The following is a 23,319-nucleotide window of genomic DNA, read 5'->3' as shown; positions in this document are numbered from 1 at the left end:
CCTAGAAGGCGGGGTTTCCCCACTCGCCGGTGAAGGCCAGCTCCGACAGCGGGATGCGGCGGCGCGGCGCGAGCTCCTTCTCCCGGCGCTCGTCGTCGAGCAGGTCCGGCGCGCCGAGCGTGCCCACGGCGATGACGGTCAGCGGCTCCACGTCCGCGGGCAGCGAGAACTCGAGCTTCGCGCCCTCGCGGTCGAACCCGCCCAGCTGGTGGGCGACCACGCCCTCGGCGACCGCCTGCAGCACGAGGTTCTCCGACGCCAGGCCGGTCCCGTACTCCGGTACCGGCAGCCGGCCCTTCTCGTTCGTCGTGACCATGCAGCACATCATCAGCACCGCCGCCGACCACGCCCAGCCCTTGTTCCGCCGCGAGAGCAGCTCGAAGATCCGCGCGTACGTCTCGTCGCCGCGCCGGCCGATCAGGTACCGGGCCGGCTGGGTGTTGCCGCTCGACGGCGCCCACCGGGCCGCCTCCAGCATCGCGCGCAGCGCCACGTCGCTGACCTGGCCGTTCGGGTCCAGCGCCCGCGGACTCCAGCGCGCGGCGATGAGCGGATGCACGGGAACGCTGGTGTGGGCGTCCTTCGAGAGATCACGAGTCATCAGATCGCGTAACCCCACGACGTGATCGAGTAGGCCCCGAACCAGGAGCCGGCCACGACCAGCGCGCACAACGTGAGCAGCGTCGTGGACGGCTTGCGTTTGGCCAGCGCCAGCGCGACCGGGATGAGCAGCGTAAACGCCGGCAGCATCAGCCGCGCCTTGGAGTTCATCAGACCGTTCGCGCACAGGTCCATCGCCAGCACGGTGGCCGCGTACACCATCAGCGGCCACTCCACCTTGCGCACGAACCCGACCACCAGAAGCACGAGCGCGACGACGATCAGCCCGACCGTCGTCACCTCCAGCACCGACCGCGCGTCGGCCAGTGCCTCCAGGCTGAACCGCACGGTGGCCACACCACCGTCGAATCCCGTGCCCCAGCCGCGTTCCTGCAACGCGAACCAGCCGTCCCACTCCCCGGTCCGGGCGGCGACCCAGCCCAGGTAGCCGAGCAGCCCGACCGGCGCGATCATCCCGCCGACCCACGGCCGCCAGCCGTCCCGCCGCCGCACGATCGCCACGATCACCGCGAGCCCGATGGCCAGGACCAGTGCCGCGCCCGTCGAGCGCACCAGCCCGGCGAGCGCACAGCAGACACCGGCGAGGATCCACCGCCGCTCCAGCACGCCGACCAGCGACCACGCGGCCAGCGCGCAGAACATCGCCTCGGAGTAGGCCATCGACAGCACGATCGACATCGGCGTCGCGGCGAACAGCGCCACCAGGATCAGGCCGGTCCGCCGCGAGCCGCCGCGGATGTGCTGGCCCATGCGCGCCAGCGCGTACGAGCAGACGACACCGGACACGATCGTCACCGTGAAGGACGCGCTGACCAACCCGATCCCGCCGGCGCCGTCCACGCCGGCGAACAGCCGCACGATGGTCGGGTAGCCGGGGAAGAACGCGAGCGGCGTCTCGGCGCTGCGCTGGCCGAACGCGTCCACGAGTCCCTGCGGCACCCCCTCGTAGCCCCCCTCGGCGATCGCCAGGAACCACTGGCCGTCCCACGAGCGCAGTGCCTCGGTCACCGACCGGTCCGTCACCGCCGCCATCCAGGTGAGCACGAGCAGGCCGAACTCGCGGATGCCGAGGAAGATCAGCGCGGGCGCGAGCAGCGTGCCGACCCGCCGGACCGTCCATCGCGAGGACACGTCCAGCTCGCTCGTCGGCTCGTTCGCCGGCTTCGCGGGCGACTCCTCCGCGGAGCCGGCGTGGGTCACCTCCGTCGCGGACACCCGTTCCTCCCCCGTCCTACCTCTGCCCAGCTGCTGTCCATCTGCCCCGCCGCTACAGCCTAGGACGAGCATCGGTGCACGTGGCGGCGGCCACACGCGGAACCGAACGGATTCGCCCTCTCCGTTAGGCTCGCCTTGGTCGGCTGAGGAGGTTTCGGACAAGTGGCGCTCGTGGTCCAGAAGTACGGCGGTTCGTCGCTGGAGAACGCGGACCGGATCAAGCGGGTGGCCGAGCGGATAGTCAAGACCCGCAAGGCCGGCAACGACGTGGTGGTGGTGTGCTCCGCGATGGGGGACACCACCGACGAGTTGCTCGACCTGGCTCAGCGGGTGAACCCGGTGCCGCCGGAGCGCGAGATGGACATGCTGCTCACGGCGGGCGAGCGGATCTCGAACTCGCTCGTGGCCATGGCGATCAGCGCGCTCGGCGCGGAGGCCGTGTCGTTCACCGGCTCGCAGGCGGGCGTGATCACCGACTCGATGCACGGCAAGGCGCGGATCATGGACGTGACGCCGAGCCGCGTGCAGGCCTCGCTCGACGACGGCTTCATCTGCCTCGTCGCCGGCTTCCAGGGCGTCAGCCAGGACACCAAGGACATCACGACCCTCGGCCGCGGCGGCTCGGACACCACCGCGGTCGCGCTGGCCGCCGCGCTGACCGCGGACGTGTGCGAGATCTACACGGACGTGGACGGCGTCTACACCGCGGACCCGCGGATCGTGACCAATGCCAGACGTCTCGACCGGGTGCCGTACGAGGAGATGCTCGAGATGGCGGCGTCCGGGGCGAAGGTCCTGATGCTGCGCTGCGTCGAGTACGCCCGGCGTTACGGCGTCCCGATCCATGTTCGCTCGTCGTACACCAACAAGCCGGGCACGATCGTGTCCGGCTCAGTGGAGGACATTCCCGTGGAACAGGCGATGATCACCGGCGTCGCGCACGACCGCTCCGAGGCCAAGGTGACCGTGACCGGCGTGCCCGACCAGGCAGGCGTCGCGGCCCGCATCTTCCGGGTGGTGGCCGACGCCGAGATCGACATCGACATGGTGCTGCAGAACGTGTCCAGCACGGCGTCCGGCCGCACGGACATCACGTTCACGCTGTCGAAGGACAACGGCCCGACGGCGGTGGCGGCGCTGGAGAAGATCAAGGCCGAGCTCGGGTTCGAGGCCGTGCTCTACGACGACCATGTCGGCAAGGTCTCGCTCGTGGGTGCCGGCATGCGCTCGCACCCCGGCGTGACCGCGACGTTCTGCGAGGCGATCGCGAAGGCCGGCGTGAACATCGAGATCATCAACACCTCGGAGATCCGGATCTCGGTGCTGATCCGCGACACCGACCTGGACGAGGCGGTGCGCGCGATCCACGAGGCCTTCGACCTCGGCGGCGACGAGGTGGCGACCGTGTACGCGGGGAGTGGTCGCTGATGGCCGGGACATCGGCACCGACCCTGGCTCTCGTCGGGGCGACCGGCGCGGTCGGCTCGGTGATGCTCGACATCTTCGCCACGCGGTCGACGTGGCCGTGGGGCGAGGTGCGGCTGATCGCCTCGCCGCGCTCGGCCGGGCGGCAGCTGACGGTGCGGGACTCGGCGGTGACCGTGCGGGCGCTCGCGCCCGAGGTGTTCGACGGCGTCGACGTGGCGATGTTCGACGTGCCGGACGAGGTGTCGGCGGAGTGGGCGCCGGTCGCGGCCGCGCGCGGGGCGGTGGTGGTGGACAACTCGGGCGCGTTCCGCATGGACGATGACGTGCCGCTGGTGGTGCCCGAGGTCAACCTGGACATGATCTCGTCGCGGCCGCGGGGGATCATCTCGAACCCCAACTGCACGACGCTGTCGATGATGGCCTCGCTCGGGGCACTGCACCACCGGTTCGGCCTGCGCGAGCTGGTGGTGGCGTCGTACCAGGCCGTGTCCGGGGCCGGCGTGGCCGGCGTGGACCGGCTGGGTGCCGAGCTGGCCGCGGTGGCCGGCAAGGGCGTGGGCGTGCGGGCCGGCGACGTGCGGGAGGCGGTCGAGGCGGCCGGACTGTCCATTGCGGACTCTCCGTTCCCGGCTCCGCTGGCGCTGAACGTCGTGCCGTCGGCCGGTTCGTACAAGGGTGACGGCTGGTTCTCCGAGGAGCTGAAGGTCCGCAACGAGTCGCGGAAGATCCTGGGCATCCCGGACCTGCGGGTGTCCGCGACCTGCGTCCGTGTCCCGGTGGTGACCACGCACTCGCTGGCGGTCCACGCGACGTTCGCGTCCCCGGTCACGGTGGCGCAGGCGCACGAGCTCTTCACGGCGTCGCCGTCGGTGGTCCTGCTCGACGACCCGGCCGCTGGTGTCTTCCCGACCCCGGCCGACGTGGTGGGCGACGACCCGACCTACGTGGGCCGGATCCGCCAGGCGCTGGACTTCCCGAACACGCTGGACTTCTTCGTGTGCGGGGACAACCTGCGCAAGGGCGCCGCGCTGAACACCTACGAGATCGCCGAGGCACTGGCCGCCGGTCTCTAGGCGCCCACGAGGCTCCGGTCCGGCACGAGGTTGAGCCGGCCCACCGCCTCCTGCACGTCTCGGGGCCACAGCCACAGGCGGTAGGCCGGCGGGATGCCGGCGTAGTCCTCGGGTCCGTGCAGCACGCGGCTGCGCATGTCCACGCAGTAGCGCTCGCGCCAGGCGAACCGCTCGGCCGCGCTCAGGTCCTTGCCGTCGACGATCTTCTTCGTGATCTGGAAGAGCCGTTCCAGCGAGCGGTACTCGTAGGCGAGCAGCGTGTTCGGATCGGCCCAGATGCCGAGCGACTTCGACCGCGCGGCCTCCGCGTCCTCGAGCAGCAGCGGCAGGTCGAATTCGCCCGGCACGGCCGGGTAGATCACGAACGGCGCCGCCCACCCCTCGCGGACCATGTCGAGGTTGAAGGTGGAGCGCTCCATGTTGGTCAGGTTCCTGCGCTCGGCCGCGGAGTAGTTCGGCGCGACGTAGGCGAGCAGCCGCCCGTGGTCGTCGAACGGGTTGCTCTTGTCCATCCGGATGAACAGGCTGCGCGTGGTCCCGTTGGGGCGGGTCAGCCGCGCCAGCGCGTTCTGCTTCGCGAACGCGGAGGCGTCCTTGCCCTGCCGGAACTGCAACGTTCCGGCGCGTTCGGTGGCCAGCTTGGGCGCCAAGAACTCGCCGAGCGCCGGCGAGATCGGCGCCCGGCCGGCCTCGATCCATACGGCGAGCTGCGCGAACTCCTGGTCGATGACGGCCGCGCGGGTGTCGCTGCGCGCGGTCACCTCGGGTGTGTCCACCGACAGCATGCGAACCGGCATCCGGATGTTGGGCGTGTCCCCGTCGGTGATGTCGACGAGCGCGCGCGTCTCGTTCGACGACATCGTCACGCCGGCCGGTGTCCAGAAGATCTCAACGGCGTCGATCATGTCCCCATCCGTTCCTCGAGCCCCTGCCCGAAACGTCGCGCCGCGGCCCCGAACCATGACGGGTCGGCCTGTGGATGGTGTGAATGGCGCCTGTGGACAACCTGTCCGGGAGCGTTACGGGACGCGTTGCGGGACGGGCACCGCGAGCCGGGCCGTGCGGCGTTGGCGGGCGATCAGCAGCGCGGCCGCGGCCGCCACCGCCACCCCGCCGACGCCGGCCACCGCGAAGCCCCACGCCGGCGACGAGTGGTCCACCACGAATCCCACGAGCGGCGCGCCCGCCGCCGCACCCAGGGTGAACGCGGACGACTGCATGCCGGTCGCCTCGCCGCGGGCCCCGGCCGGGGCCAGGCGGCTCACCTCCTCGCCCGTGGCGGCGATCGTCGGGGCGCACAGGGCGGACGCGGGGACCAGGGCCAGCGCCAGCAGCCACCACGAGCCCGACGCGAGGCCGATCGGGATCGTCAGCAGGCCCAGCAGCGCCATCAGCGTCACCTGGCCCGGCGCGCGCGACAGCGCCCCATACACGATGCCGCCCGTCGCGGACACCGCGGACCACACGGCGACCACGAGACCGGTGTACGCGAGCTGGTCGGTCGAGCGCAGCTCCGCCACGATCGCCACCTCGGTGCCCGCGAGGATGAACACCGCGCCCGCCGCGATCACCAGCACCGCCACCATCCGCGGGCGAAGCCACGTCCGCCGAGGGACCCGCTCCCCGGTGTCCGTCGCGCGCTCCTCCGCACTGCGCACGGCCGGGTTCACCACGAGCAGCGCCGAGCCGACCGCCACGATGGCCACCGCCATCGCGTACATCGCGGTGACCGTCGAGAACTGCGTCGCGATCAGCACCGCGATCGCCGGCCCGACCATGAACGACAGCTCGGTGGACACCGAGTCCATCGAGTACGCCGTGCGCCGCAGCTCCGTCGGCACCAGGGCGGCGATCGCCTGCCGGCCGATCGACATCGCCGGCAGCTCCAGGAACCCGCCCAGCGCCCCGGCCACCAGCAGCGCCCCGTACGACAGCTGCGAGCCGAAGCCCCAGAACAGCGCCTCGCCGACCATCGTGATCACCAGGACCAGGCGTAAGCCGAACCGGTCGATCAGCCGGCCCATGACCGACGCACCGAGGGCCATGCCGACGGTGACCACGGCCCCCGCCGTGCCGGCCGCGCCGTAACCGTGCTCCAGCCCGACCGCGACCTGCAACGTGAGCACCATGCCGCCGGCGGTCGCGGGCACCCGGGCGAAGAAGATCAGCACCATCAGGGTGCGGACCCCGGGCAGCGCGAGCGTCTGTCGGTAGAGCTGCATAATTGGAGGTGACCTCTCGTGGACTGCGGACGACAGGCAATCTACGAGTGACCACTGACAATCACCGGCACGCTTCTTGATCCGTTCCAGACAGGGTGCCGGTGTAGGGGCACGATGAACGAGCGGACATCGGGCGGGGCGGCGCCCGCCGAGCGGCTGCGGGAGGTGGGGCTGCGGGTCACCGCACCCCGCGTCGCGACGCTCGACTGGCTCGCCGGACACCCGCACGCCACGGCGGACCAGGTGGCCGACGGCGTGCGCGAGCGCCTCGGCTCGGTGTCCACCCAGGCCATCTACGACGTGCTGCACGCCTGCACGCAGAACGGGCTGCTGCGGCGCATCGAGCCGGCGGGCCATCCCGCCCGCTTCGAGACCCGCACCAGCGACAACCACCACCATCTCGTCTGCCGGCTGTGCGGGCGGACCGAGGACGTCGACTACGCCACCGGTGTCGCGCCGTGCCTGGACCCGTCCGAGTCGGCGGGCTTCGCCGTCGACGGCGCGGAAGTGGTGTTCTGGGGCTTCTGCCCCGACTGCGCCGCCAAGGTCGGGGGCACTTTTGACGGTGGAGCAACGCCCGAAGGCTGACCCGCCGGGCCCGCTGCCGGTCAAGCAGGCACACGGGACGGCGTGCGTAAATCCGCCATCCGAGTTCTTCTGCGACTCGGTCGTGTCACTGGTGCCGAACCGTTTTCCCTCGTCACCGAGAGCGTTGTAACCGCTCGTCGCGCGCATCACCCGTCCCAGTACGCACACGGAGCGCCTCGCCGCGAAATTCATGCACGCATTGCTAATCGTTGGTCCGAATCGACGCTCGCGTTGCATGGCGCATTCGGTCAGGTGCGGTGACGATGCCTTATGGAGGAAGCCTTACATCCGAAGGAGAAGTCCGCGAAATGAATCCAAGGCTAATTCGTTTTGTCGTCGCGTTGGCCTCCGCGGCCGTTGTTTCCACGATGGGCGCCGGTATCGCGAACGCTGCCACGGTCGACCGGCTCGACGCCGAGATCGCCGCGGTCGGCGGCCAGACGGACACGCACGCCACGGCCGAATACCTTCGCCAACTGCACGCCTACCTCGCGGGAGCGGCGGACCAGGACGAGGTCGCCGCGGTCCGCGCGGCGGTCGAGGACCTGCGCCCGGTCCTGCGTGTGGTGTCGAAGGCGCCCGTCGAGCGGGCCGCGGTGGCACTGACCGACCGGGCCGACACGCAGGCGGCCCAGCTCGAGCGGGACCTGCCCGGCCTGTCGATCCTCGCGCCGGTCGCCGGGCTGGTGAGCTCGCTGCTCACGACCCTGTTGGACCTGGTCACGAACCTGCTGGGCGGTCTCCCGGTGCCGTTGCCGGTGCCTGACGTGCCGTTGCCGCTGCCCCCGCTGCCGGGCGTCCCGACGCCTGACGTCCCGACGCCGGACGTCCCGGTTCCGGATGTCCCGGTTCCGGACGTCCCCGTGCCTGACGTGCCGGCGCCTGACGTGCCGGCGCCTGACGTGCCTGCGCCGGATGTCCCGGCTCCGGACGTGCCGGCGCCTGACGTGCCCGCGCCTGACGTGCCGGCTCCCGACGTGCCCGCGCCGGATGTCCCGGCTCCGGACGTGCCGGCTCCGGAGGTGCCCGCGCCGGACGTTCCCTGACAGCGGCGGGCAATTCCCACAGGGTCGCGGTAATCCCTTCGAGGGGGGTGGATTACCGCGACCCTGTGCGGCATTTCCGATCATTTAGGCGGTCGGCCGGAAAATGTCGACGACATTCGCGCGGGAACGCAGCGCGAGGCCGGTGCGCAGGGCGCCGGCCGCCTCCGAGACCGCCTCGCGAAATCGCGAGCCGAGGCTGATGAAACTCGTGAAACCGTGAATGAGGTCGTCGTGCTGGCGCTTGACGACGGGCACGCCGGCCTCGCGCAGCCGGTCGGCGAACGCGTTGCCCTCGTCGCGCAGCGGGTCGAAGCCGGCGGTCGCGAGGTAGGTCGGCGGGACACCACGCAGGTCGTCGGCGAGCAGCACGGCGAGCCGCGGGTCGCCGCGGCGCTCGACCCGCGGGCAGTAGTGGTCGATGAACCAGGTCATGTCGTCGTCGGTGAGGAAGAACCCCTCGCCGAACAGGTCCCGCGACCGGCGGCGCACCGACGGGTCGGTGGCCGGGTAGAACAGCAGCTGGAAGACCGGGCGTGGGCCGCCGTTGCGCACCGCGTCGAGGCAGACGGCCGCCGCGAGGTTGCCGCCCGCGCTGTCCCCGCCGACCGCGACGGCCGCCGGGTCCGCGCCGAGCGCCTCGGCATGCTCGACCGCGTACCCGTACGCGGCGAACGCGTCGTCGGCGGCGACCGGGAACGGGTGCTCCGGGGCGAGCCGGTACCCGACGGACAACACGCGCAGGTTGGCCTGCCTCGCCAGGTAGCGGCAGACGCCGTCGTGCGAGTCGAGGCTGCCGATGACCCAGCCACCGCCGTGGAAGTAGACCAGCAACGGGGAGCCGGGCGGGGTGTTCGCCGGTTCGTACAACCGGGCCGGCATGGTCCCGTCCGCGACCGGCAGGTTCAGGTTGCGGGTGCGCACCCCCGGCACGATCGGATCGCCCAGCATCGTGCGGCCGACCTCCAGCCGGGCGCGCGCGGCCGCGGGCGTCGACCCGCTCAGCCTCATGTCGCTGAGCGCGATCATGCGGAGCAGCAGCTGCGCGTCCGGGTGGAGCTCGAGGCCGTCCTTGCGGATCGGCGGGCCGGCGAGCACCCGCCGGGCCGGCTGCGGGAGGGCGAACACCGCGTGCAGCGCAGCACCTTGTACGGACGGCGGAATCCTGCTCAGCAGCGTTGACATCGATGGCCTCCCAGCTCTTGCCGACAGAAGGCTATACAGCGATGTCGCGATTCGTCTGCACCGGTAACGGCGTTCCCCAACGTGTCACCCGATGGGGAATGATCGGAGTCGTGACGGTCAACGTGGTGGGCATCGGAGGGTCACTGCGCGCCGACTCGCAGTCCGAGCGGGCGTTGCGCATCGCGCTCGACGGCGCGGCACAGGCCGGCGCGAAGACCACGCTGGTGTCCGGCGCCGACCTGGTGTTGCCGTTCTACGACCCGGGCGAGACCGACCGCTCGCCGCTCGCCATTCGGCTGGTGGACGAGCTGCGGGTGGCCGACGGGGTCGTGCTCGTCTCGCCCGGGTACCACGGCACGGTGTCCGGCCTGGTCAAGAACGCCCTCGACTACATCGAGGACCTGCGTGGCGACGTCCGCCCGTACCTGGACGGCCGCGCGGTCGGCTGCGTGGCGACGGCCCGCGGCTGGCAGGCGGCCGTCACCACACTGACCTCGCTGCGGTCGATGGTGCACGCGCTGCGCGGCTGGCCCACCCCGCTCGGTGCCGCGGTGAACTCCGCGCAGGTCGAGTTCGGCACGGACGGCGGATGCACGGACGCGAAGGTCACGACCACTTTGCGCACGATCGGGCTACAGGTCGTGGAGTTCGCCACAGCCAGGGTGTGAGCGGGACTGATGCGGGTACGCCGTTCGTTGAGGTGGGCGGACGGAGGTTGTCATGAGCAAGTCACCCATCACGAGTCCTCTCGGCGATGTCGAGCGCGAGTCGACCGGTGCGGTCCTGCAGGCGACGCTGGTCGACCTGGTCGATCTGTCGCTCATCGGGAAGCAGGCGCACTGGAACGTCGTCGGGCCGAACTTCCGCAGTGCGCACCTCCAGCTCGACGAGCTGGTGACGGCGGCTCGGCGGTTCGTCGACGACGTCGCCGAACGAGCCAACGCGATCGGCGTCTCCCCGAACGGCAAGGCGAAGACGGTTCAGGAGAGTTCGGGCATTCCGGAGTACCCGGACAACTGGCAGTCGGTGCAGACCACGGTCGCCAAGATCGTGGAGATCCTGGGCGAGCTGATCAAGCGCCTGCGCCGGCGCATCGACGAGACCGACAAGTCGGACGTGGTCACCCAGGACCTGCTGATCGAGGTCACGCGCGAGCTGGAGAAGCAGCACTGGATGTGGCAGGCCCAGCTCGCGAAGTCCTGAGACCCGCCGGGACCTCGCGACCCGACAGCGAGTCCCGGTCACTGAACCCGCGAGTCCACTGCCCGGGGCTCGCGGGTTTCCTCGCCCACTCGGAGCCGCTCGCCACCGGCGTGGTTAGGTCAGGCCAAGGGCGCGGCGGGCGAAGTGGACCTCGATGGCCGTCTGCTTGATCGTTTCCGCCACCACCAGCGATCCGTGGCCCGCGTCGTAGCGATACACCTCGTACGCGGCGTTCCGCGCGGTCAGCCGGTCCAGGTAGTTGTCGATCTGGCGGATCGGGCAGCGCGGGTCGTTCTCGCCCGCCACCACCAGGACCGGAGCGCTCACCTGGTCGACGTAGGTGATCGGGGAGCACTCGACGTACCGGTCGGGCACGTCGTCCGGGGAACCGCCGAACAGCGCCCGGTCGAACGCGCGGAGCGGCTCCATCTCGTCCGCGTATGCCGCGAGGTAGTCCGCCACCGGCACGCCGGCGACCCCCGCCGCCCACAGCGACGGCTGCGTGCCCAGCGCCAGCAGTGCGAGGTACCCGCCCCACGACGCCCCGTTGACCACACACCGCGCCGGGTCGGCCAGGCCCTTCTCCACCGCCCACGTGTGCACGGCCGCCACGTCGGCCAGTTCCGTGAGGCCCGGGCGGCCCTCGATCGCGTCGCGCCAGGCCGAGCCGTAGCCCGTCGAACCGCGGTAGTTGACGTGCACCACCGCGAATCCCGCGTCCAGCCACACCGCCCGGTACGCCGAGAACCGGTCCTCGTCCGCCGAGTGCGGGCCGCCGTGCAACGTGAACACCGTCGGCAGCGGCCCGTCCGGTGCGTCGGCCGGCCGCGCGTACAGCGCGTGCACCTGGCCGACCCCGGCGAGCGGCACGAACACGTCGGTCAGCTCGACCGACGGCGGCGCCCGGTGTCCTGGTGGCTCGAGCAGCACCCGCTCGGTCCCGTCCCGGTACTGGGCCCGCACCACCGGCGGCCGGGCGGCGTTCGACCACGCGTACTCGACCGTGCCGTCCGGACGCACGGCGGCGGCGGCGATCGTCCCGTTCGGAGTGTCCAATGTGGTCAGTAAGCGGGACGCGATGTGGTAGCGGTGCAACGTGTTCCGCGCCTCGTGGGTGTGCATGACGACGACCGCCGAGCCGTCCGGGTACCAGTCGGCGGTGACCTCACCAGGCAGGTCGAGCGCGATCTCGGTCTCGGTGTCCGTGGCGATGTCCCAGATCAGCAGCTCCTCCCGCCCGCGCCGCTCGTGCAGCACCAGCAGCCGCTGGTCCCCTTCGACCGGGCTGAACCCGATCGCGTCGAGCCCCTTGCCCTTGCCGTCCCACTTCTCCGCCACCGCCCGGCCGTCGGCCAGCGACAACACGCGCAGCGCCGGGTGCCGGTTGTCGCCGTGCTCGGAGTGCCCGATCGCGAGCAGCGTCTCGTCCCGGGAGAGCGCGGCGACCCCGCCGTCGTGCTCGTCGTGGTAGACCACCTCGGCCGGGGCGCCGGCACGCGCGACGAACACCGAGGTGCCGTCGTCGTTCGACACGCCGACCGCGCTCACCGTGCGACCGATCTCGATGCCGGCCGGATAGCCGGGCGCGCTGCCGGGCACGGCGGCGGTGGGTTCCTCGTCGGCCGGGCGGCCGGCGAAGGGCTCGCGGACCCAGGTGCCGAACTCGTCGCCGTCGGAGTCGGCGAACCACCAGATGTGCTCGCCGTCCGGCCCGATCGCGGCGTAGGACGTGCCGTTGGGCCGGTCGGTGGCCTGCCGCCGGGTGCCGGTCGCCCGGTCCCAGGCGTAGACCTCCCAGACCCCGCTCGAGTTCGACAGGTACAGGTTGCGGTCCGGCGCGTCGTGCGCCCACCGGGGGAGCGAGACACGGGCGGCGGTGAACCGGTCACGCCAGCGGGCTTCCGAGTCGGCGTCGGGAAAGAGCGCGTCGGGGACCTCGGCCATGGGGTGGGTGCTCACCCCCCGATCCTGCCTCATCACGGCCCGTTTGTATCGCGAAGGTGCGGCTGCGCACGTGACGGAATCGGCTTTCCGAAGCCTGTCAAGGAATGCGCGCGAACAATAGGGTTGCGAACTGGTATCCCGGGCCGCCACGGCCGGCCTCGACGAGGTGTCGACGACCAAGCGGCCGCACCGCCGGCTCCGGTGGGCCGGAGCGGCGCCCGACCAGGACTGTCGGTGCCGGCGGCGGACCGGAGCGGTACCCGTCGACCACCGCGGACCCGCCGCGGGGCCCGGAACCCGGTCGCTTTTGGACCTCGTGTTTGCCGCGGGGGCAGCCGAATCGGCCGTCGGCCGGTAAAACTGTCGTATGCACCGTGGCGTCGACGTTCACCGGCCGGTTTCGGACGCCGCGATCGACCTGGCGGTGCTGGTCGCGCAAGCCGATGCGGAGGAGAGGTACGTGTACCCGAAACTGCGTGAATGCTCGACGATCGGCACGAACGAGGCGGAGTACGGCGCCAGGGGGCGTGCGGAGGGTTACGAGGTGTCGCGGAGGGTGCTGGCCGCTGCCCGTTGCCGCAGAGACGGCGAGTTGGACTGACCCATGACGCTGACCCCTGCTGCCGCCGTCACGGAGTTCAACTCGCACATCAACTCGGCCGATCTGCGCGCTCTGGCATCGCTGATGTCGGAGGATCACCGGCTCATCGACACGATGGGCAGAATGGTGTCCGGCAAACCCGCCTGTATCGCGGCGTGGAGCGGTTTCTTCAGAGCCTTTCCCGGTTACCGCAACACGTTCGACCAGTTCCACGAGTTCGGCAACATGGTCACGATCACGGGTTTCTCCGACTGCCCCAACCACCCAGAGGTGACGGGCCCAGCCATCTGGACGGCAACGGTCATGGCCGACCGCCTGACGGAATGGCGTGTGTACCAAGACACCGTCCACAACAGAATCCAACTAGGCATCTACGAATAAGGCGCCCGCAGCAGATTCCACAGTGGACAAGCCAAAGAACGGACGCTGGTCGACAACCCAAGCAACCAACACGATTGCCGGTCAATGACCAAAGCAACCAGAGGCGCGGATGCCGGTCAACAACAAAAGGCAACCAGAGGCGCGGATGCTGGTCAACAACAAAAGGCAACCAGGGCACGGATGCTGGTCAATGACCAAAGCAACCAGCGCTGGGTCGAGAGAAGCTCGCAACGTGGGGGTCTGGGGGGTCGCCCCCCAGATACGAAGGACGACCAATTAACGGTCCGCGCTCCCCAGCGGACACACGTCCCCCAAATTGGTCGGGGTGACAGGATTTGAACCTGCGACTTCTTCGTCCCGAACGAAGCGCGCTACCAAGCTGCGCCACACCCCGTGGTACGCGGAGAGTCTAGCCGACGTCGGCGCCGGCCCCGAAGCGGGCGCCGCGTTTGGCGTTGTCGGGGGTGTTGGTACCGGTCGGTCGGGGCACGAGGGTCAGCAGGCTCGCCTCGGGTGGGCAGGCGAACCGGACCGGGGCGTAGGGCGACGTACCGAGGCCGGCGGACACGTGCAGCCACATGTGGGCGCCCCACCGGGAGGCGCCGCGCGCCCGGGAGCGGTCCAGCTCGCAGTTGGTGACGATCGCGCCGTAGCCGGGCAGCCGCAGCTGGCCGCCGTGGGTGTGGCCCGCCATGACCAGGTCGTAGCCGTCGCCGGCGAAGGCGTCCAGGACTCGCGGTTCGGGTGAGTGCGTGATGCCCAGGCGCAGGCTGGCCGACCGGTCGGGTCGGCCGGCGATGTCGGAGTACCGGTCGCGGTGCAGGTGCGGGTCGTCGACGCCGGCGACGGCGATGGTCTGGCCTTCGATGCTGAGCAGCCGGCGCACGTGCGTCAGGTCGTGCCAGCCGCGTTCGACGAGCGCCGCCCGCAGGTCGCGCCAGGGCAGCGGGATGCCGTGCACCCGGCGCTTGGACCTGACCAGATACCGGGCGGGGTTCTTCAGCCGTGGCGCGTAGTAGTCGTTGCTGCCGAAGACGAACACGCCGGGGCGCTCGAGCAGGGGGCCGAGACCGCGGAGCACCGCGGGTACGGCCAGCTTGTGCGCGAGGTTGTCCCCGGTGTTGACGACGAGGTCCGGCTTGAGGTCGGCGAGGTCGGCCACCCAGCGCTGCTTGGACCGCTGGTTGGGCGTCATGTGCACGTCGGAGATGTGCAGCACGCGCAGCGACCGGGCGCCCTCGGCCAGGACCGGCAGGGTCGCCTCCCGCAGCTTCCAGAGCGTCCGCTCGACACCCGCCGCGTACGCCACAGAGGCGGTGCCGACCGCCGTGGCGCCGAGTGCCGCCCGTCCGAGGTTTCGCGCCAGTGAGCCCACGCCCCGAGCCTAGATGCGTGCGTCCGGTGACCGGCACCGGCCAGTAGGGTTCGAGCCATGGCTGAGCTCAAGGCACGGTTGCAGGCCGATCTCGGGGCGGCGATCAAGGCCCGCGAGTCGACCCGGATGGCCGCGCTGCGCATGGCGCTGTCCGCGGTGACCACCGAGGAGGTCGCCGGCGAGGTGGCCCGCGAGCTGTCCGACGCCGAGGTCCAGAAGGTGCTCGTCCGCGAGGTCAAGAAGCGCAAGGAGGCCGCCGAGGCGTTCGCCGGGGCGGGCCGGGCCGAGCGCGCGCGGGCGGAGCGGGACGAGGCCGCCGTGCTGAGGGAGTATCTGCCGACGCAGCTGGCCGACGACGAGCTGGAGAAGCTGGTCGCCGAGGCCGTCGCGGAGGTCACCGAGCAGCTCGGCGCCGCACCCGGACAGCGGCAGATGGGCCAGGTCATGAAGGCCGCGAACGCGAAGATCGCCGGTCGCGCCGAGGGTGCGCGGGTGGCCGCCTCGGTACGCGCCAAGCTCCAGACCTGACCACCGGCTCACCGGGTTTCCGGTTCTCTTTCCGGTTCTCGTTGGGTGTCCCGGCCCCGCGCCACTCGAACCACGTACGCGGACGCCGCTGGGCCGCGCAAGACAGTGGGCGGCGCTGCGAGGAACGCCGCCCACTCGTCGTGGACCTAGCCGGGGCCGCCCGGCGTCGTGCCGCCGTTCGGCGGTCTGCCACCGCCACCGCCAGGGCCAGGGCCGCCACCGCCGTCTCCGCCACCGCCGGGACCCGGGCCACCGCTGCTGGGTGGCGGCTCGGACGGCGGCGGGTCGGACGTCTGCGGCGGCGGCACATAGCCCGTGCTCACATGGATCGTGATGAGCTCGCCCGGCAGCGCGCTGCCGCGTGGCGACTGGCTCACCACGGTGCCCTTCGTCGACGAGGAGTTGATCTCCTCGGCGACGATCCGGTAGCCGGCCCGCTGCAACCGGTCGCGCGCTTCCTGCTCGCTGTAGCCGACCACGTCGGGCACCTGGCTCTGCTTGCCCCCGTCGACATACCGCGGGTCGGGCCGCGGCAGGCCCCTGACCGGTTCGCCCTTCAGGATCTGGGTCATCGCGTCGAACCAGGTCCGGGCGGGTGCCTTGCCGCCGAAGATGTTGCCGTCCTCGCCGCACAGGTACGGCTGGCCGGGGGTGTTGTCGCAGATGCCCTCGGGGGACCGGCCGTCGTTGAACACGAGCACCGCGCCGGCCAGCTGCGGGGTGGCCCCGACGAAGCCGGCCGACTTGCTCTGCTGGGTGGTGCCGGTCTTGCCCAACATCGGCCGGGTCCAGTTGGCCTGCTGGGCCGCGTTGGCGGCGGTGCCCGCCGTGTCGTCCTTCGACATGCCCACGACCAGCGAGTCCGCCAGTCCCTCGGCCACCGCCTGCTCGCACGGCTGCTCGCTGTAGTTGACCTTCTTGCCGTTGCGGTCGAGGACCTCCAGCAGCGGCGTCGGCGGGCACCACACGCCGCCGCTCATCAGCGTGGCGCCGACGTTGGCCAGTTCGAGCGTGGACAGCGGCGCGGGGCTCAGCGTGAACGACGCGTTGCCCGGGCTGTTGCCCTTGGGCCCGAAGAACTGCTTCTGGGTCTGGTTGGCGTTCGGGTCGTCCGACTTGGGGTTCGGCTTCTGGCCGTACATGTTCGTGGCCATGGTCTCGCGCAGGCCGAGCCGGCTCGCCATGTCGACGACCTTGCCCATGCCGACCCGCTCCTCGAGGATCACGAAGCCGGTGTTCGGCGAGGTCGCGAGCGCGGTCTGCAGGGTCATCTGCGACGGGTAGTTCGAGCCCTCGCCGAAGTTGGACAGGCAGTACCAGTGGGTGTTGGGCTCGCCGGTGGACGGGCAGCTCTCGGCGCCACCCCGGAACACCCGTGACGTGTACTGGTGCGGCGTCTGGATGACGTTGTTGATGCCGCCGCCCTTCTCCAGGAAGGCGGCCGCCGTGAAGATCTTGAAGATCGAGCCGGCGCCGAACTTGTTCATCACGCCGTACGGGTAGCCGAGCTGGGTCTGCCCGGCCTTGGTGTTCAGGCCGTAGTCGCGGTTGGAGACCAGCGCGGTGACCTCGTGGCGTTCCTTGCCGGGCCGGATCATCGCCATCGAGTTGTTGATCCCGTACGTGTCCTTCGGGACCTGCCGCTCCGCGGCCCGCTTCGCGATGCGGGTGGCGGACGCGTCGAACGTCGTCTTGATCGTGTAGCCACCCGTGTAGAGCTGGTCCTGGGTGAACCCGATCTTCTTCAGGTAGTCCTCGACGTACTGGCAGAAGAAGCCGTACTCCGGGCCGGCGCCCACGCAGTTCGAGGCGGGCTTCTTCGGCTGGGGCAGGATGCCGAGCGGCTCCTTCTTCGCCTCCGCCGCGTTCTCCGGCGACAGGCTCTTCGTCTCGACCATCTTGTCGATCACGAAGTTGCGCCGGTCCAGCGTCTCCTTCGGCCGGCGCCACGGGTTGTACAGGCTCGGGTTGTTGACCATGCCGGCGAGCAGCGCGGACTGGGACACGGTCAGCTTGTCGGGCGTGGTCCGGAAGTACGCGCGTGCCGCCGCGCCGACGCCGAACACCCGGTCGGTGAACTCGACGACGTTGAGGTACCCGGCGAGGATCTCCTCCTTGCTCTTCGACTGCTCGAGCTGGATGGCCAGCCGGGCCTCGCGCAGCTTGCGGGTGACGGTCTGCTCCTGGGCCCGCTCGCGCTCGATCTTCTTGCCCGGGTCGGCCTCGTCGGCGCCCACCTGGTCCCGGTACACGACGTTGATCAGGTAGTTCTTGACGTACTGCTGGGTGAGCGTCGACGCACCCTGCACGTCCTCGCCGGTCTGGTTGCTGATGAGGGCTCGGATCGTGCCCTTCCAGTCCACGCCGTGGTGCTCGTAGAACCGGCGGTCCTCGACCGAGATCAGCGCGGCCTTCATCGTGGGCGAGATCTGCTCGGGCGTGACCGGCACCCGGTACTGGTCGTACAGGTGGGCGATCGGCCGGCCCTCGGAGTCGGTGATCGTGGAGATGAGCGGCGGGTCGGTCGCGACCAGGTCGGCCGACACGCTGTCGATCGTGTCGCTCGCCCGGTTGGACGCCACCCCCAGCGCTCCCACCACGGGGAACAGCATGCCGGCCACGAGAACGCCGGCCAGCAGACACAGACCCAGAAGCTTCAGCAGACCGTCTCCCACTCGCACTCGACCAGGGTACGCGGGAGTGGGATCAAGCTCGCGTTACCCGACCGAGTTATTGACATTCTGTAACGGCTGTGGACCCCGTCATACCGATGGGAACCGCCGGGGCCTAGAGTCCGTCAACGTCTCAACGACGCCAGCCGAACGGGATGCGGGTTTCACACGTATTCCTGATATCGGCACTTCGGCAAGCAGGGGGGCCGGAGTAGTAGGTCGCGACGACGGTAGGCGGGGGTTATGTACATCGAACAGGCGGACTGGCGAGTCAACGCCTCTTGCCGCGACGAGGATCCGGACGGGTTGTTCGTCCGCGGCAAGGAGCAGCGAAAGGCCAAGCTCGTGTGCATCGCGTGTCCGGTGCGTACGGAATGTCTGGCCGAGGCCCTGGACAACCGGATCGAGTTCGGGGTCTGGGGTGGCATGACGGAACGTGAGCGGCGTGCGCTGCTGCGTCGCAGGCCGGACGTGACGTCCTGGCTGGACCTGCTGCGGGCGGCCCGGCGGAACCACTCCGACGAGGACGAGGACGTGCGGGTCGGCTGACCAGGGCTGATCCAGGGTTCAGCCCCCGGTCAGCCGCTCGCCGATGCCACGCAGGCCGGTCAGGTCGTGCACGTCGGCGGGCATGGCCGGGACGTCGACCACCGGCACGGAGGGGTGCGCCTTGGTGAACCGGGCCAGCAGGCGGCGCTCGCGCTCGTGCACCGCCACCCGGTCGGCGTGCAACCGCAGGACCGCGGTGGCCAGCGGCGCCTCGCCGGCGCGCTCGAGGTTGTCCGCCGCCGCGATGGCCCGGGCCGCGGGCAGCTTGGTCAACACGGGATGGGTCCGGTTGATCACCAGTCCGGACAGCGGCATCTTCTCCGTGGCCAGCCGCTCCACGAAATAGCTCGCCTCACGCAGCGCGTCCGGCTCGGGCGTGGCGACCACGAGGAACGCGGTCCCGCCCGAGCGCAGCAGCTCGTAGGTCTGGCGGGCCCGCTGCTTGAACCCGCCGAACATGCTGTCGAACGCCTGCACGAACGCCGACGCGTCCGCCAGCAGCTGGCCGCCGACGATCGTCGACACGGCCTTCGCGAACAGCATGATCCCGCCGCTCAGGACCTTGCGCACGCCCCAACCGCCGGTTCGGGCGGGACCCGAGAGCAGCCGGATCATCCGGCCGTCGAGCGCGGAGGACATCCGCTGCGGCGCGTCCAGGAAGTCCAGCGCCGAGCGGCTCGGCGGGGTGTCCACGACGATCAGGTCCCAGCGGCCCTCGCCGGCGAGCTGGCCCAGCCGCTCCATCGCCATGTACTCCTGCGTGCCGGAGAACGAGGTGGAGATGGTCTTGTAGAACGGGTTCGCGAGCACCTCCTGGGCCCGCTTCTCGCCGGCGTGCGCGAGCACCATGTCGTCGAAGGTGCGGCGCATGTCGAGCATCATCGCCGAGAGCTGGCCGGCCGGCTCGAAGCCCTCGACCTCGACATCCTTGGGCGTGTTGCCCAGCTCGCGCAGGCCGAGCGCCTGGGCGAGGCGGCGGGCCGGGTCGATGGTGAGCACCACCGTCTTGCGGCCCCGCTCGGCCGCCCGCAGCGCGATCGCGGCCGCCGTGGTGGTCTTGCCGACGCCACCTGAGCCGCAGCACACGATCACGTGGATGTCCGGGTTGTCGATCAGGGTGTCGACGTCGAGGAGACCGGTCATCGCACGCCCTGCTCGACCAGAGCCTCGGCCAGCTCGTACAGCGCGGCCGTGTCGATGCCGCCGGTGTCCGGCAGCTCGATCGCCGGCATGTCGACCTCGGCGAGCTGTTCGCGGGCGCTCTGCTCGGCGAGGACCCGGATCGCGTGCTCCACGGTCTCCTCGACCAGGCCGTCGATGTCCTCGAGCGCAAGGTCCAGGCCGGCGCTGGTGAGGCCGGCGCGGACGCGGGAGGCGTCGACGCGGCCGTCCGCGGCGGGCGTCACCGAGCGGGTCGGCAGCCGCGGCGGGCGGACCCGGTTGACGATCACCGCGCCCGGCCGCAGGTCCGCGGCCGACAGCTCGGCGATCGCCTCGATGGTCTCCCGGACCGGCATCTCCTCGAGCAGGGTGACCAGGTGCACGGCGGTGTCCTGGGAGTGCAGCAGACGCACCACGCCGTCGCTCTGGCCCTTGATCGGGCCGACCTTCGCGAGGTCGGCCATCGCCTTGGTGACGTCGAGGAACCTCACGATCCGGCCGGTCGGCGGCGCGTCGAGCACGACCGCGTCGTACACGTGCCGGCCATGCTCGTCGGTGCGCCCGACCGTCTCCTTCACCTTGCCGGTCAGCAGCACGTCGCGCAGGCCCGGCGCCAGCGTGGTGGCGAACTCGATGGCGCCCATCCGACGCAGCGTCCGGCCGGCGAAGCCCAGGTTGTAGAACATCGAGAAGTACTCGAGCAGCGCGGCCTCCGCGTCCACGTGCAGCGCGCGGACCTCGCCGCCGCCGGGCGCGGCCGCGATCCGCTTCTCCGCGTAGGGCAGCGGCTGGGTGTCGAAGAGCTGCGCGATGCCCTGCCGGCCCTCGACCTCGACGAGCAGGACCCGCCGTCCACCCGTGGCCAGCGCCAGCGCCAGCGCGGCGGCGATCGTGGTCTTGCCGGTGCCGCCCTTGCCGGTGACCACGTGCAGGCGTGCCCGGGCGACCGGCGCGGGCCAGGATGCGGAAGTGGTCACGAACTCAGGGTATGTGGACTGGTGGAACGCGTGCGGAGCCAGGCTGTCAACTGGCGAGGAGCATCACGGTCACGGCCACCGTGACACCGCCGACGAGGACCCAGGCGACCGTCGGCTCGAGGACGGTCAGCGTCAGCACGCACAGCACGACGAGGACGGTGAAGCTGATCGCCCCGCCGAGCGCGACCTGGCCACTCGTGGCGTTCCGGCGATCACGGGTCTTGGCCATCGTGAGCAACACGATCACGAACCCGGGCACGGCCAGCAGGACGGTCGCGAACACTCGCCAGGCTTCCACGCGGGCAACCGTACCCAGCGGTTCCGGCGCCTAGCGGGATCGGGTCGCCGGGGTCGCGGTGGGCACCTGGGACATGGCCTCGACCGTAGGGCCGGTTACAGTCCCCGTTCATGACGAAGTGGGAGTACGCCACCGTGCCACTGCTGATCCACGCGACGAAGCAGATCCTCGACCAGTGGGGCGAGGACGGCTGGGAGCTCGTGACAGTGCTGCCCGGACCGACCGGCGAGCAGATGGTGGCCTACCTCAAGCGACCGAAGGGCGAGTAGATGAGCTGGCGCGACAAGCTGACGGAGCTGGGCATCGAGCTGCCCGCCGTGCCCGCGCCCGCCGGTGCCTACGTGCCGGCCGTGCGCACCGGGAACCTGGTCTACACCGCCGGCCAGGTGCCGTTCGTCGACGGCGCGATCGCGGCCACCGGCAAGGTCGGCCGCGAGATCAGCCCCGAGGAGGCCAAGGGGCACGCCCGGACCTGCGCGCTGAACGCGATCGCGGCCGTGCACGACCTGGTCGGCGTGGACGCGATCGTCCGCGTCGTCAAGGTCGTCGGCTTCGTCGCGTCCGCCGAGGGCTTCACCGGCCAGCCGGCGGTGGTCAACGGCGCGTCCGAGCTGCTCGGCGAGATCTTCGGGGACGCCGGCATGCACGCGCGGTCCGCGATCGGGGTCGCCGAGCTGCCGCTGGGCGTGCCGGTCGAGGTCGAGCTGATCGTCGAGGTGTCCTGACCGAGGTGCTCGGACAACCGGGGAGGCGCGAATGCCTGAGATCGAAGACTCCTGCCACGAGTTGCTCCTCCGGCTAGCCGGCCGGCTGCCGGACCGCCAGCTGTGGCGGCTGCGCGACTGGCTCGCCGGCGGCGCGTTCGACGCGCTCGCCAGGGCGCTGCCACTCACCCTCCTGCGAGAACGTGTCGCGATCACCGCGCGGGAATCTCTCCTGCTCAACGCCGCATTGCTCGACGCCGGCGCGGACGCGGGCCGGCTGCACGCCGTGCCCTGGGTGGACCAAATCGACGAAGTCGACTACACATTCACTTCGGAGTCGCCCGAACGGGTGAACTCGGGGGACTCCGAATCGGTAGTGCTCGGGGCGATCCTCCATGGTCGGCCCGAGTTGGTCGACGTGCGTGGAAGTTGGCGACGGCACCGGTCCGGCCTGGGTCCGGCCACCAGGATCGTGCTGATCACCGCTACAGCCGGCTGCGCTCGATTGACCGGGGAGCTGCAGCGTGTGCTGCGGGCGCTCGGCACACACGAGCCGGGCGTCGAGGTCATGCCGGAGGGCATCGACCTCCCGCCTTATCACCAGGCGGCCCTCGCGGCATCCGAGCCGCTGCTGCCCGGCATGGTCGTGCACCAGGGCTGAGCTGCCGCTTCGCTGCCCGTCGACACCAGACGAGCGGAAGGAGCCGACCTTGACCCAGGTCTCGAGGGGGAACCGGCCGGGTGTCGCGTTACCTATCCGAATTCATGATCTGCTGCTGGGCATGGCCGGCCGGCTGGACGACGACGCACTGGCCGACGCGCGGCAGATGCTCGCCTCCGCCGAGCTGGACCGCTCGCTGGAGTTCATCGCGGGCTGTCTGGTGGCCGGCCGGGTCGCGCTGACCAAGGCGCAGCACCGTGACCTCGAGTCGCTGTTCGCCGACACCTACCTCGACCCGTCGGTCATCGACCGGGTCGTGGTCCGCGACAAGGTGCCGGCGGCCCGGCACCGGTTCGCGGTCGGTGCGGTCGACGGTCGGGAGCCGGAGCAGGGCGTCGCGGACGCATTGCGGCCCGTGCTGGACGTGCTGCCGGACGTGCGGTCGGTGTGGTGCGTGTGGCGGCTGACGCCGGCGGGGCCGGTGTCCGGGCCGGTGCCGCACCGGGTCGTGCTGGTCGGCGTCGGTCCGGGCGGGTTCCCCCCGGCGACCGCCTACCGCGTGGAGTACGCGCTGCGCCGTACCGGCATCCACGCGTCGGTCGAGGTGCTGGTGGACGGCAACCAGCCGACCGACTACCACCAGGAGGCGATGCGCTGCGCGCGACAGGTCCCTTTCGATGAGCCGGGCTCGGGTGACAGGCCGCGGATGAGCCCGGTCGAGCCGGTACGGGCGCCGCGGTCGTCCGCCGGCGATCGGCGGTATGGCCGGCCGGCCGAGCCACGGCCGTTCGCCGAGCCGGTGCCCGCCGGACCATCGCGGCCGGAGCCCGCGGAGGCGTCGAACGACATGCAGCGCCCGCTGCCGCCGCCGATCGAGCTGCCGGCGGACC

General features: G+C 70.9%; 24 protein-coding genes, 1 tRNA gene and 1 pseudogene. 14 read left to right on the top strand and 12 right to left on the bottom strand.

Annotated elements, in window-relative coordinates:
- Position 1: 1 nt before the first annotated feature.
- Both ACRDTB_RS20000 and ACRDTB_RS19995 read right to left on the bottom strand, forming a co-directional pair.
- A complete protein-coding gene (locus tag ACRDTB_RS20000; protein WP_431432389.1) occupies positions 2–601 on the bottom strand; it encodes a nitroreductase family protein in 600 nt (199 codons plus the stop codon).
- Positions 601–1,836 (bottom strand): mannosyltransferase family protein, encoded by a 1,236-nt coding sequence (locus ACRDTB_RS19995; protein WP_431432388.1) that lies wholly within the window; start codon positions 1,834–1,836, stop codon positions 601–603. Before ACRDTB_RS19995 ends, ACRDTB_RS20000 begins: the two co-directional genes overlap by 1 nt.
- Before the next feature lie 162 nt (positions 1,837–1,998).
- On the opposite strand from ACRDTB_RS19995, the gene ACRDTB_RS19990 reads away from it, so the two are divergent.
- Both ACRDTB_RS19990 and ACRDTB_RS19985 read left to right on the top strand, forming a co-directional pair.
- Complete coding sequence (locus ACRDTB_RS19990) at positions 1,999–3,264, top strand: aspartate kinase (protein WP_431432386.1); 1,266 nt, start codon at positions 1,999–2,001, stop codon at positions 3,262–3,264.
- A complete protein-coding gene (locus tag ACRDTB_RS19985; RefSeq protein ID WP_431432385.1) occupies positions 3,264–4,337 on the top strand; it encodes an aspartate-semialdehyde dehydrogenase in 1,074 nt (357 codons plus the stop codon). Before ACRDTB_RS19990 ends, ACRDTB_RS19985 begins: the two co-directional genes overlap by 1 nt.
- On the opposite strand, the gene ACRDTB_RS19980 is transcribed toward ACRDTB_RS19985, so the two are convergent.
- Positions 4,334–5,242: a thermonuclease family protein gene (locus tag ACRDTB_RS19980; RefSeq protein ID WP_431432383.1), complete on the bottom strand. Its 909-nt coding sequence runs from the start codon at positions 5,240–5,242 to the stop codon at positions 4,334–4,336. The two genes, ACRDTB_RS19985 and ACRDTB_RS19980, sit on opposite strands and share 4 nt — an antisense overlap.
- 114 nt (positions 5,243–5,356) lie before the next feature.
- Positions 5,357–6,559, bottom strand: a complete 1,203-nt coding sequence (locus ACRDTB_RS19975; RefSeq protein WP_431432381.1) for an MFS transporter — start codon at positions 6,557–6,559, stop codon at positions 5,357–5,359.
- 114 nt (positions 6,560–6,673) lie between these two features.
- Between ACRDTB_RS19975 and ACRDTB_RS19970 the strand changes: the two genes are divergently transcribed.
- Positions 6,674–7,147 (top strand): Fur family transcriptional regulator, encoded by a 474-nt coding sequence (locus tag ACRDTB_RS19970; RefSeq protein WP_431432379.1) that lies wholly within the window; start codon positions 6,674–6,676, stop codon positions 7,145–7,147.
- 368 nt (positions 7,148–7,515) lie between these two features.
- Positions 7,516–8,193 carry a hypothetical protein gene (locus tag ACRDTB_RS19965; RefSeq protein ID WP_431432377.1) on the top strand — a complete coding sequence of 226 codons (678 nt, stop codon included), beginning with the start codon at positions 7,516–7,518 and terminating at the stop codon, positions 8,191–8,193.
- 84 nt (positions 8,194–8,277) lie between these two features.
- On the opposite strand, the gene ACRDTB_RS19960 is transcribed toward ACRDTB_RS19965, so the two are convergent.
- Complete coding sequence (locus ACRDTB_RS19960) at positions 8,278–9,375, bottom strand: alpha/beta hydrolase (protein WP_431432375.1); 1,098 nt, start codon at positions 9,373–9,375, stop codon at positions 8,278–8,280.
- Positions 9,376–9,485: 110 nt separating this feature from the next.
- On the opposite strand from ACRDTB_RS19960, the gene ACRDTB_RS19955 reads away from it, so the two are divergent.
- Complete coding sequence (locus tag ACRDTB_RS19955; RefSeq protein WP_431432373.1) at positions 9,486–10,043, top strand: NADPH-dependent FMN reductase; 558 nt, start codon at positions 9,486–9,488, stop codon at positions 10,041–10,043.
- 52 nt (positions 10,044–10,095) lie between these two features.
- Positions 10,096–10,578, top strand: a complete 483-nt coding sequence (locus ACRDTB_RS19950; RefSeq protein ID WP_431432372.1) for a Dps family protein — start codon at positions 10,096–10,098, stop codon at positions 10,576–10,578.
- Positions 10,579–10,692: 114 nt separating this feature from the next.
- Here ACRDTB_RS19950 and ACRDTB_RS19945 read toward each other — a convergent pair whose 3' ends face one another.
- Entirely contained in the window at positions 10,693–12,555 is a 1,863-nt protein-coding gene (locus ACRDTB_RS19945) for a prolyl oligopeptidase family serine peptidase (RefSeq protein ID WP_431432370.1), read from the bottom strand.
- A 334-nt stretch (positions 12,556–12,889) separates the two neighbouring features.
- Between ACRDTB_RS19945 and ACRDTB_RS19940 the strand changes: the two genes are divergently transcribed.
- Both ACRDTB_RS19940 and ACRDTB_RS19935 read left to right on the top strand, forming a co-directional pair.
- A complete protein-coding gene (locus ACRDTB_RS19940; RefSeq protein WP_431432369.1) occupies positions 12,890–13,123 on the top strand; it encodes a hypothetical protein in 234 nt (77 codons plus the stop codon).
- A 3-nt stretch (positions 13,124–13,126) separates the two neighbouring features.
- Complete coding sequence (locus tag ACRDTB_RS19935) at positions 13,127–13,504, top strand: nuclear transport factor 2 family protein (protein WP_431432367.1); 378 nt, start codon at positions 13,127–13,129, stop codon at positions 13,502–13,504.
- Between the two features lie 317 nt (positions 13,505–13,821).
- Here ACRDTB_RS19935 and ACRDTB_RS19930 read toward each other — a convergent pair.
- Both ACRDTB_RS19930 and ACRDTB_RS19925 read right to left on the bottom strand, forming a co-directional pair.
- A tRNA-Pro gene (locus ACRDTB_RS19930) sits at positions 13,822–13,898 on the bottom strand.
- 15 nt (positions 13,899–13,913) lie between these two features.
- Positions 13,914–14,879, bottom strand: coding sequence for a metallophosphoesterase (locus tag ACRDTB_RS19925; RefSeq protein ID WP_431432366.1), 966 nt, complete (start codon positions 14,877–14,879; stop codon positions 13,914–13,916).
- Between the two features lie 57 nt (positions 14,880–14,936).
- Between ACRDTB_RS19925 and ACRDTB_RS19920 the strand changes: the two genes are divergently transcribed.
- Positions 14,937–15,407, top strand: a complete 471-nt coding sequence (locus ACRDTB_RS19920) for a GatB/YqeY domain-containing protein (protein ID WP_431432364.1) — start codon at positions 14,937–14,939, stop codon at positions 15,405–15,407.
- 146 nt (positions 15,408–15,553) lie between these two features.
- On the opposite strand, the gene ACRDTB_RS19915 is transcribed toward ACRDTB_RS19920, so the two are convergent.
- The gene (locus ACRDTB_RS19915) at positions 15,554–18,088 is read right to left on the bottom strand and encodes a penicillin-binding protein (protein ID WP_431432362.1); all 2,535 of its coding nucleotides are present in this window, start codon (positions 18,086–18,088) and stop codon (positions 15,554–15,556) included.
- Between the two features lie 234 nt (positions 18,089–18,322).
- On the opposite strand from ACRDTB_RS19915, the gene ACRDTB_RS19910 reads away from it, so the two are divergent.
- Positions 18,323–18,628: a WhiB family transcriptional regulator gene (locus ACRDTB_RS19910; RefSeq protein WP_431432360.1), complete on the top strand. Its 306-nt coding sequence runs from the start codon at positions 18,323–18,325 to the stop codon at positions 18,626–18,628.
- Between the two features lie 18 nt (positions 18,629–18,646).
- Here the strand turns inward: ACRDTB_RS19910 and ACRDTB_RS19905 are convergent, their stop codons facing one another.
- The 3 genes from ACRDTB_RS19905 to ACRDTB_RS19895 are packed head-to-tail and all read right to left on the bottom strand — an operon-like array spanning position 18,647 to position 21,064.
- Positions 18,647–19,771: an ArsA family ATPase gene (locus ACRDTB_RS19905; protein ID WP_431432358.1), complete on the bottom strand. Its 1,125-nt coding sequence runs from the start codon at positions 19,769–19,771 to the stop codon at positions 18,647–18,649.
- Positions 19,768–20,766 (bottom strand): ArsA-related P-loop ATPase, encoded by a 999-nt coding sequence (locus ACRDTB_RS19900; RefSeq protein WP_431432356.1) that lies wholly within the window; start codon positions 20,764–20,766, stop codon positions 19,768–19,770. Before ACRDTB_RS19900 ends, ACRDTB_RS19905 begins: the two co-directional genes overlap by 4 nt.
- 46 nt (positions 20,767–20,812) lie before the next feature.
- Positions 20,813–21,064 carry a hypothetical protein gene (locus ACRDTB_RS19895; RefSeq protein ID WP_431432354.1) on the bottom strand — a complete coding sequence of 84 codons (252 nt, stop codon included), beginning with the start codon at positions 21,062–21,064 and terminating at the stop codon, positions 20,813–20,815.
- Between the two features lie 110 nt (positions 21,065–21,174).
- Between ACRDTB_RS19895 and ACRDTB_RS19890 the strand changes: the two genes are divergently transcribed.
- From ACRDTB_RS19890 to ACRDTB_RS19875, 4 genes and pseudogenes are all read left to right on the top strand, one after another.
- Positions 21,175–21,333, top strand: coding sequence for a hypothetical protein (locus ACRDTB_RS19890; protein ID WP_331973580.1), 159 nt, complete (start codon positions 21,175–21,177; stop codon positions 21,331–21,333).
- Positions 21,334–21,789, top strand: coding sequence for a RidA family protein (locus tag ACRDTB_RS19885; protein WP_431432351.1), 456 nt, complete (start codon positions 21,334–21,336; stop codon positions 21,787–21,789).
- Positions 21,790–21,820: 31 nt separating this feature from the next.
- Positions 21,821–22,429 carry a hypothetical protein gene (locus tag ACRDTB_RS19880; RefSeq protein WP_431432349.1) on the top strand — a complete coding sequence of 203 codons (609 nt, stop codon included), beginning with the start codon at positions 21,821–21,823 and terminating at the stop codon, positions 22,427–22,429.
- 49 nt (positions 22,430–22,478) lie between these two features.
- Positions 22,479–23,319 (top strand): annotated as a pseudogene (locus ACRDTB_RS19875) (hypothetical protein); the annotation flags it as partial.

The sequence above is a fragment of the Actinophytocola sp. genome, assembly GCF_050699935.1.
In the GTDB taxonomy this organism is placed as follows: domain Bacteria; phylum Actinomycetota; class Actinomycetes; order Mycobacteriales; family Pseudonocardiaceae; genus Actinophytocola.
This window is presented reverse-complemented; position numbering and strand designations above follow the sequence as displayed.